Annotated in this window: 7 protein-coding genes; 6 read left to right on the top strand and 1 reads right to left on the bottom strand. The window is 61.7% G+C overall.

The genetic code is table 11. The features are described 5' to 3' along the window. The first annotated feature begins 90 nt into the window (after positions 1 to 90). The 3 genes from ABHM97_RS09980 to ABHM97_RS09970 all read left to right on the top strand — a co-directional run bounded on the left by ABHM97_RS09980 (position 91) and on the right by ABHM97_RS09970 (position 4,150). Positions 91 to 927 (top strand): hypothetical protein, encoded by an 837-nt coding sequence (locus tag ABHM97_RS09980; RefSeq protein WP_349470546.1) that lies wholly within the window; start codon positions 91 to 93, stop codon positions 925 to 927. Continuing rightward, positions 924 to 2,135 (top strand): efflux RND transporter periplasmic adaptor subunit, encoded by a 1,212-nt coding sequence (locus tag ABHM97_RS09975; protein ID WP_349470545.1) that lies wholly within the window; start codon positions 924 to 926, stop codon positions 2,133 to 2,135. Before ABHM97_RS09980 ends, ABHM97_RS09975 begins: the two co-directional genes overlap by 4 nt. A gap of 131 nt (positions 2,136 to 2,266) precedes the next feature. Continuing rightward, positions 2,267 to 4,150: an ABC transporter ATP-binding protein/permease gene (locus ABHM97_RS09970; protein ID WP_349470544.1), complete on the top strand. Its 1,884-nt coding sequence runs from the start codon at positions 2,267 to 2,269 to the stop codon at positions 4,148 to 4,150. Positions 4,151 to 4,245: 95 nt separating this feature from the next. On the opposite strand, the gene glgP is transcribed toward ABHM97_RS09970, so the two are convergent. Beyond that, on the bottom strand, positions 4,246 to 6,870 hold the full coding sequence (gene glgP, locus ABHM97_RS09965; protein WP_235520101.1) for an alpha-glucan family phosphorylase: 2,625 nt from the start codon (positions 6,868 to 6,870) through the stop codon (positions 4,246 to 4,248). 125 nt (positions 6,871 to 6,995) lie between these two features. Here glgP and ABHM97_RS09960 point away from each other — a divergent pair, with 125 nt between their 5' ends. From ABHM97_RS09960 to ABHM97_RS09950, 3 genes are read left to right on the top strand one after another with little or no spacing between them, the layout of a single operon-like run. Next, positions 6,996 to 9,080, top strand: coding sequence for an alpha-1,4-glucan--maltose-1-phosphate maltosyltransferase (locus ABHM97_RS09960; protein ID WP_308194915.1), 2,085 nt, complete (start codon positions 6,996 to 6,998; stop codon positions 9,078 to 9,080). Continuing rightward, positions 9,080 to 10,876 carry a maltose alpha-D-glucosyltransferase gene (gene treS, locus ABHM97_RS09955; RefSeq protein WP_235520102.1) on the top strand — a complete coding sequence of 599 codons (1,797 nt, stop codon included), beginning with the start codon at positions 9,080 to 9,082 and terminating at the stop codon, positions 10,874 to 10,876. The genes ABHM97_RS09960 and treS overlap by 1 nt, the downstream gene beginning before the upstream one ends. 1 nt (position 10,877) lies before the next feature. Beyond that, positions 10,878 to 14,540 (top strand): 1,4-alpha-glucan branching enzyme, encoded by a 3,663-nt coding sequence (locus ABHM97_RS09950; protein ID WP_349470543.1) that lies wholly within the window; start codon positions 10,878 to 10,880, stop codon positions 14,538 to 14,540. Positions 14,541 to 14,854: the final 314 nt, after the last annotated feature.

The raw sequence follows: 14,854 nt of genomic DNA, 5'->3' as shown, positions 1-14,854 counted from the left end.
GCAAGAGGTGAGATTGAAAGTGGGATATCGATGAGTAGAATTCCCGAACGAAAGCTATGCTTGACACGAAGTATGGTCGGTTTGATAGCCATGAGCGTTGTCGCTTTGGTTGTGTCAGCCTGTTCCGGGACACCAAATAATTCAATCACCCCCGATCTGTCCGGAAGAGTGAACCTGGACTATGAAAGCTCCCTGATCATATTTCCAGTCGATGCCTACAGAATATCGGCCCGTGATCGCTCTCGGATCCTCCTTGCAAGAGAAGTCATTATGACTACTTGCATGAGAAGATTTGGCTTCAATGATGATCCGAATGCTGCATACCCAGAGCCGGAGAATCGAAACTTCGGCGTATGGAATGTCGATCGTGTGAGGCAGTACGGGTTCCGGCTCGTTGGCGAGGAGACGCAATCGGGCCAGGTGCACGATGAGGCGGGCCCTTGGGGTGAGGCCAGGTACAAGTGTCTTTCGAGCGAAAAGAGCAAGCTGGATGAAATCACTCCGCCAGACGATTTAATGAACGGTGGCGCTGCAGCTGCGATTGCCTTGAAAAGTTTGAGTATGGCATCAGAAATTGATGCGTGGAACGATGCAAAGGACGATTGGGGCGATTGCATTTCGGCGGCCGGCTTGACGCCGGGAAAGGACCTCACCAATGCGAAATGGTCCAGCCAGCAGTCATTTGAACTGCAGGGGAGGATGGACCAGCGTAACCCGTCGAAGTCGGACGCTGCTGAGGGTATCCGCCTCGCCACGATTGAAGCCGAATGCAACCAGAAAGTTCGGCTGACCCAAACGCTCGGTGATATTCAAGCAAGTTACCAATTGCCGCTCATCAAACAGGATGAAGCGGTACTTACGGAACTCAAGAAGAAGAGCCAGAAGTACGTAGACGCCGCTGAGAAGCTGTTGAAAGAGATGCAGTGAATGAGTTCCAGCCCTCGGAGAAAGCGGCCGCAACCGCCGGCTTGAGCCGGCTCTCACGGCGGTGGCTGATCATCCTGCTGGCGGTGACCGCAATCATTTCCGCTGGGGTGGGCTTGGTAGCTGGCCGCATATTTGATCAATCAGAAATTATTCATCCCGAGAACTCTATGGCTGAAGTTCCAGTCTATGCATCGGTTGAAAACCGTATCGTCGATGACCGCCTTACGTTTGCCGGAGTTGTAAAGGTCGCCCCCATTGTTCCGATCCTCATTGATTTGGAGGGACAAGAACCGATTGTCGTGCGACAAACGATTAGGGCGGGAGCTACGTTGAAGTGGGGCGATCTGGTGGGTGTGGTTTCTGGCAAGCCCTATTTCGTACTACCGGGTCCGCTCCCTTTGTACCGCGATCTCTCGCCAGGAGATGAAGGAGATGATGTATTGGCTCTGCAGCGGGCGCTTATCCAGATGGGGTACATCACCCACGAAACTGGTCACATGGACAGCGCAACCATGAATGCCGCAGCCTCTTTCTTTGCCAGCGAGGGATTCACCTTGCGCAGCGGACAAGTGCCCGCTAAGACAGGCCAGGAACCCGAGCTAGGAGCTACACCGGAAAGGGCGGCTTTGGACGATGCGGATCACCCCGCACCGTCGATCCCTTTCAAGCAACTACTAACCCTCCCCGTAGCCAGCGTGACCGTATCGAGCGCCCTGGGCATTGGGCAGAAGGTTACGGACCAAACCCCTCTCGCAACGTTCCAAGCTGAAGATAACTATGTTGAGTTTGTCGCTGAGATCCAGCAAGCTGAAACACTCGAGCCTGGGCAGGAGGTCACCGTCAGGGTATCGGAGAAGCAATTGGCCGGACGGATAACTGGAGTAGGTCCGTTCACGGATGCGGGGAATGGCCAACGTGCGGGCCATCCCGTGACGGTAGAGCCGACAAACAAGGCGGACCTTGCCTTGTTAACTCCCAATTTGAGCATCACGGTGGCGGGTAAGGGTAGTGCGGCCCAGGCTCTCGCCGTGCCATTATCTGGAATTCGACAGGACGCCGGAGGGACTTATGTCCTCAAAACCGCGGGCGGGGACGCAACGTCAAAGGCGCCCCCTACACGTGTTCCCGTCACCGTTCTCCGGTCAGGGGGAGGTTTCGCCGCAGTTTCCGGTGATCTCAGCCAGGGAGACGAGGTCCAGATATCGTGATGTTCGCGGGACAGGGGCCCCTCGGACCTGGAGGGAAAGTCACGAACTCTGATGACGCGTCGGCCATAAGCTTGGAAGGAATATCGCGCACATACCCGGGTGCCGAGTCTCCTGCACTACTTGACGTCTCTTTGCACATTGAAGCGGGCGAGTTTGTGTCCATTGTTGGCCCTTCAGGCTCCGGAAAATCGACACTCTTGAACATCATGGGTTTGTTGGATATGCCCAGCTCCGGCCGTCTCACTATTCGTGGTCAGGCTGTCGAATCCGCTTCAGAGCAAAGTCTCGACAGGATGCGACTACATCTGATCGGGTTCGTTTTCCAGTCTTCGAACGTCCTCGGTGACGACAGCGTAATCAGCAATGCTGCTATTGGGTTGCGTGTCCAAGGCGTGCCGATGGACGCGCGCGCAGCGGCTGCCCTGGCCGCACTGAAGTTCGTTGGGCTGGACCATAAACACGGGATCCAAGCTAAGCTCCTGTCGGGCGGCGAAAGGCAACGGCTTGCTATAGCCCGCGCGATTGCGACGCTACCGCGGATCATCCTTGCTGACGAACCGACAGGCAATCTTGATTCCAACAACAGCAGACGGGTCATTGAATACCTTCGGAAGCTCAACTCCGAGGGTGTCACCGTAATCGTCATCACCCATGATTCGGAGGTAGCGAATCAAGCGGACCGCCGGATTCAGATCCGAGATGGTCTGATCACGAGCGACGTCGGCACCGATAGTCGTCCCAAGCAGCCGCCTAGGACTTCGGCCCACCCAGAGCCTTCACTTGCGCGAAAGCGGCAGCCATGGGTGTCGCGCCTCGCCCGTTCGCTCGTGGACGATTGGGGTGATGCACTTACCGCTTTGTCCGCTCGGCCCCTCCGAACAACGCTCCTCATCCTTGCATTTGCGGTTGCTATCGGCGGCATGACGGGTGCCCTGGGTATTAGTTCGACGACTTCGAATGCAATCAACAATCGGCTGGCGATCGCGTCACAGGACAGGCTGGCCATCACCGTCGGAGACGGACCGTCTGCGCTTCGTGATCATTTCGATGAGCTTCGTGCCGGGGTAGACCGTATTACCCGCGTTCCTCACGTAGTTGGCGCGTCCTTTGTCTTCTCAGCAGTTCCGGCCGACGTAAGTATTACTAGAGTTGGACCTTCCGACCCCGAACCTGAAACGCCCCTGTCGCTTCATTCCTCCTCTAAGGATTACTTCAGGGACTTCGACATCAAACTGATTCCCCAGAACAGCCGGAGTGCCTTCGACGACGTACGAGCCGGACCTCTCGCAGTGGTCTCGATGAAGGCAGCGACGGCGCTCAACATACCGTACAGCCAGAAAACTGGACCTGTGGTCGGTGCAAGCATATGGATCGAGGGCCGACTTGTTCCGGTTGTCGGTGTATTCGATCCCGGTACAAATTTTCCTGAGTACTCAAATTCCGTATTCGTAGACGCCAGCATCATGCGTGCAGTCGCCAGGGCGGACCTTAAAATTCAGGTTCGAACGGAAAAGGGCTTTTCGAGTGCGATCGCGCAAGTAGCACCGCTGGCGTACTCGCCCAGCGACCCTGGCAAGGCAAGGGCCGACGTCACTGCCGATATACAGTCGATCAGGCAGGGTGTCTCAAGTGATCTCGGGTCACTCATCGCTTTGTTATCCCTCGTCCTCATGCTCCTGGCCATTATCACTGCCGCTTCCTCTATGTACCTGACCGTCCAAAACCGGTCAGCCGAGATAGCCCTGCGGCGAGCGATCGGCTCAAGTCGATGGCTAATTTGCCGATCCTTCGTCCTAGAGGGCTTCATTGTTGGAATAGCAGCGGGTTCCCTGGGCGGGGTCATCGGAACTATCACAACGCTTTGTGTGTCTTGGATCCAGGACTGGCCACCTGTATTGCCCTCAGGGCTATGGCTGGTTGGAATCCTTCTGGGCACGGCCACCGGTGTTGTGAGCGCCATCTACCCGGCCTGGGTCGCTAGCCGCAAGGACCCCGCTATTGCCATTCGCGGCTAGCAAGCCCAAAGGCTTTGGGATCCGACTCAGACGTCGCTGGCCCGCTAATTCGTCGTTGGGCAACAACGGAATAGCGGGCCAGCAACGGATCAGGACTAAGCGTTCGCGATCAACCCCAGTTCAGCCTTGGAAGCCAACGCCGAGTGCTTCGGGAACACGCGGACGGTGTAGCCGAAGGAGCCGGAGCGGTTGATGACCAGGGAGCCGTTGAAGAGGTGGCGTCCGTTCCCGAGGTCTTCCACGGAAGCCAGTTCCGCCACCACCACGTCCTCCAGCTCATCGGTCTCTTCGGCGCGACCGAAGGCGACCTCCACGGAGACATCGTCAGGTGTCAGGTTGTTGAGGGCCACGTAGGCGTTGACCTGCAGGGTGTCGCCCACCTGGGGTTCCTCGGACACGCCGACGGAGTCCACATGCTCCACCACGACCTCGGGCCACGCGCTCCGCACCTTGGATATCCAGGCAGCGAGTTCCTTCGCTTCCTTGAACGATTCAGCTACAGCGCGGCGCCCCGAAACAGCGGCCGGGCAGTAGAGGTTGTTCACGTAGTCGTGCAGCATGCGTTCTGCCGAAACCGCCGGGCCGAGGTTGGCCAGGGTGTGCTTGATCATGGATACCCAGTGGGTGGGCACGGTCTCGGTGCTGGACTCGGACGGACCTGCCGCACCGGCACCCTGGGCCACGGTGGTGCCGTAGAAGCGCGGCGCCACCTGGGTTTCCAGCAGCTCGTACAGTGCGGATGCTTCGATGTCGTCGCGCTCGTCGGCGGAGGCGTTGTTGTTGGCCGTGGGGATGGCCCAGCCGTTTTCGCCGTCGTACATTTCGTCCCACCAGCCGTCGAGGACGGACAAGTTGAGCGAGCCGTTGATGGCGGCCTTCATGCCGGAGGTACCGCAGGCTTCGAGCGGGCGGAGCGGGTTGTTGAGCCAGACGTCGCAGCCAGGGAAGAGGGTCCGCGCCATGGCGATGTCGTAGTTGGGCAGGAACACGATCCTGTGCCGGACTGCGGGGTCGTCGGTGAAGCGGACCAGGTCCTGGATCATTTTCTTGCCGGCGTCGTCCGCAGGGTGGGACTTTCCTGCGATGACCAATTGGATGGGGTGCTTGGGGTCCAGGAGCAGGGCCTTCAGGCGTGCGGGGTCGCGCAGCATGAGGGTGAGCCGCTTGTAAGTGGGGACGCGCCGGGCGAAACCGATGGTGAGGACGTCGGGGTCCAGCACTGAATCGGTCCACCCGAGTTCGGCGTCAGCGGCGCCGCGCTTCTTCCACGACGCCCGGAGACGGCGTCGAACGTCGTCGATGAGCTGGGCGCGCAGGTCGCGGCGGAGCGCCCACACGTCCTCGTCGCTGACGTTGTAGGCCAGGTCCCAGCGTCCCAGCGCTTCAGCTTCGGCGCCGAACTGGTGCCGGGCCAGGGAAGAGATGCGCGGGTCCACCCAGGTGGGGACGTGGACGCCGTTGGTGACGGACGTGATGGGAATTTCAGAGTGGTCGAATCCCGGCCACAGCCCGGCGAACATTTCGCGCGAAACCACGCCGTGCAGTTTGGCCACGCCGTTGGCCCGCTGCGCGAGGCGCAGGCCCATGACGGCCATGTTGAAGACAGAGGGGTTGCCGCCTTCGTAGTTTTCCCGGCCGAGTTCCAGGATCCGGTCGGTGGGAACGGCAGGCGCAAGTCCGGCGTCGAAGAAGTGCTTGATCTGCACGGTTTCGAAGCGGTCGATGCCTGCGGGCACGGGGGTGTGCGTGGTGAAAACGGTGGAGGCGCGTCCCGCGGCCAGGGCTTCGTCCCAGCTGAGGGGATCGGTGGCGTTGGACATGGCTTCCTGGATGCGTTCGATGCCCAGGAAACCTGCGTGGCCTTCGTTGGTGTGGAAAACCTCGGGCGCCGGCGTGCCGGTGAGCTCCTGGTATACGCGAAGGGCTTTGACGCCGCCCATGCCCAGCAGCAGTTCCTGCTGGAGGCGGTGGTCGCCGCCGCCGCCGTAGAGGCGGTCGGTGATGCCACGGGCAGCTTCGTCGTTGGACGGAACGTTTGAGTCCAGCAACAGCAGTGGAACGCGTCCGACGTCGGCACGCCACACGTGCGCGTGGAGTTCACGGCCGTTGGGCAGCGGCAGGGAAATGTGGACTGGCTTGCCCGGGACGCCGTCCTTGCCGGGGTGACGGAGCAGGGTCAGCGGCAGGCCGTCCGGGTCCAGGACGGGGTACGTTTCCTGCTGCCAGGCGTCGCGGGACAGGGACTGCTTGAAGTAGCCGGCCTGGTAGAGGAGGCCGACGCCGATCAGCGGCACGCCGAGGTCGGACGCGGCTTTGAGGTGGTCGCCTGCCAGGATGCCGAGGCCACCGGAGTACTGCGGCAGGACCTCGGTGATGCCGAACTCCGGGGAGAAGTAGGCGATGCAGGCGGGAGCGTCCTCTCCGAGGCCCTGGTACCAGCGCGGTTCGCTGAGGTACCGGTCCAGGTCCGCTGCCGCGTCCTGCACACGGGACACTACGTCGCCGTTGTTGGCGAGGTCCTGAAGCTGTTCACGGCTGATCGACCCCAGAAGGGCTATGGGGTCGTGTTGCGAGGCCTCCCAGAGAGCCGGGTTAAGGCTCGCAAAAAGTTCCCTGGTGGGCCTGTGCCAGGACCAGCGCAAGTTGGTCGCCAGGCGGGCCAGGGGCCTGATGGGCTCAGGGAGGACGGTGCGGACTGTAAACCTTCGAATTGCCTTCACGAGCGCCACACTAACGGACTGGCATGGCAGTCGGAACCGGATTGGGTTTCTTTTAGGTAAAAGTCATCTTGCGCAGAGGAGAAAGGTCGTTTGCTTAGCATTTCCGGATTTTTGTCGCTAACGTCGTGCTTGTGACGAATACCGTGCGAAACATCACCGCCCTGAAAACCAAGACGAAAACGGACATCACCGACGGACTTCGTTTCGGCCGGTTCCCCATCACGGCTGTTCAGCCGGTGGTGGAGGGTGGCCGTTTCCCGGCGAAGGCCCTGCCGGGGGAGGACCTCGTGGTGGGTGCCACGGTCTTCCGTGAAGGCCACGACCAGCTTGGTGTGTCCGCTGTGCTGCTCGACCCGAGGGGCCGGGAGCGCCAGCGTGTGCGCCTGAATCCCGCCCAGGGCGAACAGTGGAAGGGCCTTGACCGCTGGGAGGGCCTCATCACCCCCGGTGGCACTGGCGCTTGGTCATTCGTCATCGAGGCGTGGCACGACCGCTACGGAACCTGGCACCACAACGCAGAGGTCAAGATCGCCGCCGGCATCGACGTCGAGTTGATGCTCGCCGAGGGCGCAGCCCTCCTGGCTGAAGCAGCCGACGACGCCGGGCGCAGCGGGGCAGACAAGCGCACCTTGCGTGCCGCTTCCGTCGTGCTGGCCGACACCTCCAAGTCTGCCGAGGAGCGCCTTGCTGCCGGGTTCAGCGCCCAGGTGCTGGCCGCCGTCGAGCGCCTTCCGATCCGCGAATTGGTGACCGTTTCCGAACGCTTTCCCCTGCAGGTGGAGCGCGACCTCGCCGGCCGGGCCGCCTGGTACGAGTTCTTCCCCCGTTCCGAGGGCGCGGTTTTCGACCACAACACCGGGGTGTGGACGTCCGGTAATTTCCGTACGGCGGCGAAGCGGCTCGACGCCGTGGCGGAGATGGGATTCGATGTTATCTACATGCCGCCCATCCACCCGATCGGCTTCCAGCACCGTAAGGGACGCAACAACACCCTGACTCCGGGGCCCAACGATCCGGGTTCGCCGTGGGCAATTGGTTCCAAGGACGGTGGCCACGATGCCATCCACCCGGAGCTGGGAACGTTTGAGGATTTTGACGCTTTTGTTGCCCGCGCCAACGAGCTGGGGCTTGAGGTAGCGCTGGACCTCGCGTTGCAGGCCGCCCCGGACCACCCCTGGGTGACGTCGAACCCCGAATGGTTCACGACGCGCGTGGACGGGTCCATTGCATATGCAGAGAATCCGCCCAAAAAGTACCAAGACATCTACCCGCTGAACTTTGACAATGATCCCGCGGGCCTGTCGAAGGAAATCCTGCGGATCGTGCTCTTGTGGATCAGCCACGGTGTGAAGGTCTTCCGCGTGGACAACCCGCACACCAAGCCGGTCTGGTTCTGGGAGTGGCTGATCGGGAAGGTCAACAAGAAGCACCCCGACGTCGTTTTCCTCGCCGAAGCTTTTACCCGGCCACCCATGATGCATGCCTTGGGCCGCGCCGGTTTCCAGCAGTCCTACACGTATTTCACGTGGCGCAACACCAAGACGGAACTGGAAGAGTACTTCTACGAGGTCAGCCACGTTACCCCGGCCTACTTCCGGCCCAACTTCTTCGTCAACACCCCTGACATCCTGACCGAGTACTTGCAGTACGGCGGTCCGGCGGCCTTCAAGATCCGCGCGGCCCTGGCTTCCACAGCCAGCCCGTTGTGGGGCGTGTACGCCGGCTACGAGCTGTATGAGCACGTTGCCCGCCCTGGTGCCGAGGAGTACATCGACAACGAAAAGTTCGAGATCAAGGCCCGGGACTGGGAGGGTGCCGCCGAGTCCGGGCGGACCCTGGCCCCGTACATCACGCGGCTCAACGCCATCCGCAAGGACCACGTGGCGTTGGGAGACCTGCAGAACCTGACGTTGCACCACAGCACCGACGACGCCACTATTGTCTACTCCAAGCACAAGACCCTGCCGGACGGCACCAAGGACACGTTGATCATTGTGGTCAACGTGGATCCCCACAGCACCCGGGAGAGCACGGTTTCCCTGGACCTGGCAGCGTTGCAGCTGGACCCTGAGGACTTCAACGAGGACGGCCGTTTCCGAGTGGATGACCTGATCAGCGGGCAGAGCTGGGAGTGGGGCGAGCACAACTACGTCCGCCTTGACGCCCATGTCGAACCGGCACACATCCTGAGCATCAGGAGGCAGCCTTAGTGAGTTTCTCTCCGCAAAACCCCAGCCAGTACTTCACTCCGAAGAACACCTTCGAGTTGAACGCCCCAGGTCTCCAGCACGATCCGAACTGGTACCGCAAGGCAGTCTTCTATGAGGTACTGGTGCGGGCCTTTGCGGATGCCAACGGGGACGGCTCGGGCGATTTCCATGGCCTGATCGACAAGTTGGACTACTTGCAGTGGCTGGGCGTGGATTGCCTCTGGCTGCCGCCGTTCTTCCATTCCCCGTTGCGTGATGGCGGCTACGACATTGCGGACTACACCTCGGTGCTGGACGAGTTCGGGACCATCAGCGATTTCAAGCGGTTGGTGGCTGAGGCGCACGCCCGCGGCGTCCGGGTGATCATCGATCTTCCCCTGAACCACACCTCGGACCAGCACCCTTGGTTCCAGGAATCACGCAAGGACCCCACGGGCCCCTACGGGGATTTCTATGTGTGGAGTGACACGGACGAGAAGTACCAGGACGCCCGCATCATTTTCGTTGATACGGAAGAGTCGAACTGGACCTTCGACCCTATCCGCCGCCAGTTTTTCTGGCACCGGTTCTTCAGCCACCAACCCGACCTGAACTTCGAGAACCCCAAGGTCATCGAGGCCCTCTTCGACGTGGTCCGGTTCTGGCTGGACCAGGGGATCGACGGCTTCCGTGCCGATGCCATCCCCTACCTGTTCGAAGAAGAGGGCACCAACTGCGAGAACCTGCCGGCCACGCACGCCTTCCTGCAGGACCTTCGCCGGATGGTGGACGCGAATTACCCGGGCCGAGTGATCATCGCGGAGGCCAACCAGCCGCCGCATGAAGTGGTGGAGTATTTCGGCACGGAGGAAGCTCCTGAATGCCATATGGCCTTCCACTTTCCGATCATGCCGCGGCTGTATTACGCCCTGCGGGACCAGAAAGCCGCGCCGATCATCGAGACGTTGCGGGAGACCCCGGAGATTCCCAAGGGTGCCCAGTGGGGCACATTCCTCAGGAACCACGACGAGCTCACCCTGGAGATGGTGCCGGCCGAGGAGCGTGCCGCGATGCTGGGGTGGTACGCCCCGGATCCGCGCATGCGGGCCAACATCGGTATCAGGCGCAGGCTGGCCCCGCTGCTGGATAATTCCCGCGCCGAGATCGAACTGATCAACGCGCTGTTGCTGTCCCTGCCTGGCAGTCCCTTCCTTTACTACGGGGATGAGATCGGCATGGGAGACAACATCTGGTTGGACGACCGCGACGCCGTCCGCACGCCCATGCAGTGGAACCCCGATCGGAATGCGGGCTTCTCCGGGGCGGATCCGGGAAAGCTGTACCTGCCGGTCATCCAGTCGCTGGTCTACAACTACAGCATGGCCAACGTTGAGGCGGAGGCGGCGCACTCCGGTTCGCTGCTGCGCTGGACGCGGCAGATTCTCAGCGTTCGAAAGAACCATCCGGTGTTCGGCTTGGGCGGTTTCCGCCACATTGAGGCCGATCACGAGGTAGTGCTGGCATACGTGCGAGAGTTGCCGCCCGGTAATCCGGAGGGGGAGGACGCCGAAACCATACTGTGTGTCTTCAACCTTTCGCAGCACCCCGTGGCAGCTACCTTGGACCTTCCCGAGTTTGCGGGCCGCGGCCTGCGCGATATCTTCGGCGGCCAGCCTTTCCCGGCCGTCGGCGAGAACGGCAACCTGACCGTGATGCTGGGCAGCCACAGCTTCTATTGGCTGCGGCTTCGCTCGGCGTCTTCCAATCCATCGTCGCCTTTTACCCAGGCGATCCCCGTGGTGTCGACCAAAGGATGAGATGAGCAAGGGAACAAACAACCCCGCCATTGAAAGTCTTCTCCGGACCTGGCTCCCCACCAAGCGCTGGTTCCCGGTGAAGAGCCCCGATTTTGCTGTTGAGCAGGTGGGCGGTTTCAGACTCCCGGCCGCCGGCAATGAGGCCCTGTTCGAGGTGGTGTTGTTGGCAGTCACCTACCGGACGGCCGACGGCGGTCCCCGGACTGACGTCGTCCAGGTGCCGTTGAGCTTCCGCGGCCAGCCGCTTGTGGACGCGCCCACAGCGCTCTTGGGCGAGTTCACTGATCCGGAACGCGGGCTCCAACTGGTGTACGACGCCGTGTACGACTCCGCGTTCGTTTCCGCTTGGCTGGACTTCATGCGCAGCGAAGCCTCCTTGGAGGACAGCCCGGCGCAGGGGCATCTCACCCACGGCAAGGTCGCGCTCCCCAGGAATCCGGTTTCTGCGCGGGTCCTCTCCGGTGAGCAATCGAATACTTCGGTCATCATCGACGACGGCGACTCGGCCGCCATCCTCAAGGTTTTCCGCGTGCTGGCGGCCGGCAAGAACCCGGAAGTGGAGCTGGGCGCAGCACTGACGGCGGCCGGAACCAGCGAGGTTCCGGCGACGCTTGGTTGGATCACCGGCTCGTGGCACCAACCGGCGTCGAACGGTTCCGCAACCGCCACCGGTGAGCTGACAGTCGCCCACGAGTTCCTCCTGGGTGGGCAGGATGCGTGGCGCCTGGCCGTCGACGCCGCGGCGGCAGGGAAAGACTTCACCGCAGAAGCCCGCGGCTTGGGAGCGGCGACAGCCACGGTCCATGCCCGGCTGGCTGAAACGTTCGGCGTTCTGGACGGTCAAGCACAGGGCCCGGACATCATCGCCACTGTTGCCAGGCGGGTCCGTCAGTCCTGGGCAGAGGCCGCCTCCGCCGTCGGGCCTTACGACGCGAATGTTCAGGAACTGCTGGACACTTTGGACCCGCGCGACGTCGGGCAGTTGCAACGCGTGCATGGCGATCTTCACCTTGGGCAGATCCTCTGGGTCCCGGGCGCGGAAGACCGCGCAGGCCGTTGGGCCATCCTGGACTTTGAAGGGGAACCGCTGCGCACCATTGACGAACGCAATATGCCCGACCTTCCCCTGCGGGACGTGTCGGGAATGCTGCGGTCCTTCGACTACGCCGCAGGCGCCGCCACGCGCGAGAATGCCGACGCCTCGGTGCCCGAAACCTGGGTGGATGACTGCGCTGCCGCCTTCCTTGAGGGGTACAGCGACGTCACCCCCGGAACCATAGACCGCCGCTCGCCGCTCTTTGTGGCATTGTGGCTGGACAAGGCCTTATACGAGGTGGTCTACGAGCTGCGAAACCGGCCCGGCTGGCTGTCGATCCCGGTCAACGCATCGCGACGAATCCTCGACAACACAAGCCGCGGCAAGCATGCGGCAGCTACAGCGGAAGGTAATGACATGACTGGCTCTGCACGTACCGAACGGCCCCGAGTCCCACTGCACGTGGATTCCGAGACCTTGGAACGCGTGGCAGCGGGGGCTTACCACGCACCGCACTCCGTGCTCGGCGCCCATCTGGATGATCACGGCCACGTCACCATCCGGACCGTGAAGCACTTGGCCAAGTCCGTTGCGGTGGTGACCGAAGCCGGACGCACGGACATGACGCACGAGGCACACGGTGTCTGGGCTGCCGTCCTGGAACCGCTGCAGGCCGGCCACGTGCCGGACTACCGCTTGGAAGTGGTGTACGACGCCGAGACGGTCACCGTTGATGACCCGTACCACTACTTGCCCACGGTGGGTGAGGTAGACCTGCACCTGATCGGCGAAGGCCGGCACGAGCGGCTGTGGGACGTCCTTGGTGCCCATGTCCAGCACTACCGGTCCTCGCTGAGCGAAGTGGACGGGGTCTCCTTCGCGGTGTGGGCTCCCAACGCGCAGGCTGTGCGTGTCAAGGGTGACTTCAACGGCTGGGACGGCCGCTCTCACGGCATGCGTTCCCTGGGCTCCTCGGGCGTATGGGAACTCTTCATTCCCGGTGTTGTAGCAGGGGCGTGCTACAAATACGAGATCCTGACCAAAGAAGGGCAGTGGATCGAGAAAGCGGACCCCCTGGCGTTCGGGACCGAAGTTCCGCCGCTGACTGCCTCGCGCGTGGTTGATCCGAGCTACCGTTTCAAGGACGAAGAGTGGATGGCTGCCCGTGCACAAAGGGACCCCCACAATTCGCCGATGAGCGTTTACGAAGTCCACCTGGGCTCCTGGCGTTTGGGCCTTGGTTACAAGGAGCTGGCCAAGGAACTCGTCGACTATGTGAAGTGGCTTGGCTTCTCCCACGTGGAGTTCATGCCCGTCGCCGAGCACCCCTTCGGTGGTTCGTGGGGCTACCAGGTGACTTCCTACTTTGCGCCGACTTCCCGGTTCGGGCACCCGGACGAGTTCCGGTACCTTGTGGACTCCCTGCACCAGGCAGGCATCGGCGTGCTCCTCGACTGGGTCCCGGCGCACTTCCCCAAGGACTCCTGGGCCTTGGCCAAGTTTGACGGCCAGCCCCTGTATGAGCACTCCGATCCCGCCCTCGGTGAGCACCCGGACTGGGGAACACTGATCTTTGACTTCGGGCGCAGCGAGGTCCGGAACTTCCTGGTGGCCAACGCGCTGTACTGGTTGGAGGAGTTCCACATCGACGGCCTGCGCGTGGACGCAGTGGCCTCCATGATCTACCTGGATTACTCCCGCGAAGAAGGCCAGTGGCGGCCCAACAAGTTCGGTGGCCGTGAAAACCTCGAGGCCATCTCCTTCATGCAGGAGGTCAACGCCACGGTCTACAAGTCCCATCCGGGAGCCATCATCATCGCCGAAGAGTCCACGGCATTCCCCGGTGTGACGGCTCCGACCAACCATGGCGGGCTCGGCTTCGGGCTCAAATGGAACATGGGCTGGATGCACGATTCTTTGAAGTACATCTCCGAGGATCCCATCAACCGCAAATGGCACCATGGCACCATCACGTTCTCCCTCGTCTACGCGTTCACGGAAAACTTCCTTCTGCCCATCAGCCATGACGAGGTAGTTCACGGCAAGGGTTCCATGCTTCGTAAGATGCCGGGTGACCGGTGGCAGCAGCTGGCAAACCTCCGCGCCTTCTTCGCGTATCAGTGGGCACACCCGGGCAAGCAGCTCATCTTCATGGGTACCGAGTTCGGCCAGGAAGCGGAGTGGTCCGAACAGTACGGTTTGGACTGGTTCCTCGCCGACATCCCGGCCCACCGCGGACTCCAGCTTCTGGTCAAGGACCTCAATGCGCTGTATTCGTCGACGCCGGCCCTGTACCAACGCGATAACGAAGCCGGCGGTTTCCAGTGGATCAACGGCGGGGACGCGGACCACAACGTCCTCACCTTCATCCGGTGGGACCACGAAGGCAAGCCGCTGGTCTGTGCCATCAACTTCTCCGGCGGCCCGCACAAGGACTACATCCTGGGAGTACCTGGAGCAGGGGAGTGGGTGGAGGTGCTGAACACCGACGCCGAAACGTACGGCGGCTCGGGTGTCGTCAACGCCGGCTCCTTGAAGGCCAGCGCGCCGGGAACGGATGGACAGCCGGCCGCGCTCACGGTCACGCTTCCGCCGCTTGGGGCCTCGTGGTTCGCGCCGGTCGAATAGCCCGACGCTCTCTCACGTAACCGCCCTTTCCAGTCAACGCTCTCTCACGTAATCACCCCTTCCAGACAACGCTCCTCCACTGTGGTGGGGGAGCGTTGTTGTCAGGCAAGTCCGTCCCGAGACGGGGGCTTTGCCAAGCCAGCAGAGTGTGTGTATAGTTAATACCCGCGCTGCTCCCCAGTGGAGGAAGGCGAAACCGACATGAATCCTCAAGGACAATCTAGTCAACTTCGCCGATTTGACCCGGAGGCGGGCAGCAGGTAAGTTTGAAAAGTTGCTCCGGAGCGATCCAGTCAAGGCTGGTGGTACTGCTT

The organism is Paenarthrobacter sp. CAP02 (assembly GCF_040137855.1).
In the GTDB taxonomy this organism is placed as follows: domain Bacteria; phylum Actinomycetota; class Actinomycetes; order Actinomycetales; family Micrococcaceae; genus Arthrobacter.
Note: the sequence above shows the minus strand (reverse complement) of the source record. Positions and strands in the feature narration are given on the sequence as shown.

Bases quoted from the DNA above. Each gene is read 5' to 3' on its own strand.
- ABHM97_RS09980 (WP_349470546.1), top strand. From the start codon at position 91: ATGAGCGTTGTCGCTTTGGTTGTGTCAGCCTGTTCCGGGACACCAAAT.
- ABHM97_RS09950 (WP_349470543.1), top strand. From the start codon at position 10,878: ATGAGCAAGGGAACAAACAACCCCGCCATTGAAAGTCTTCTCCGGACC.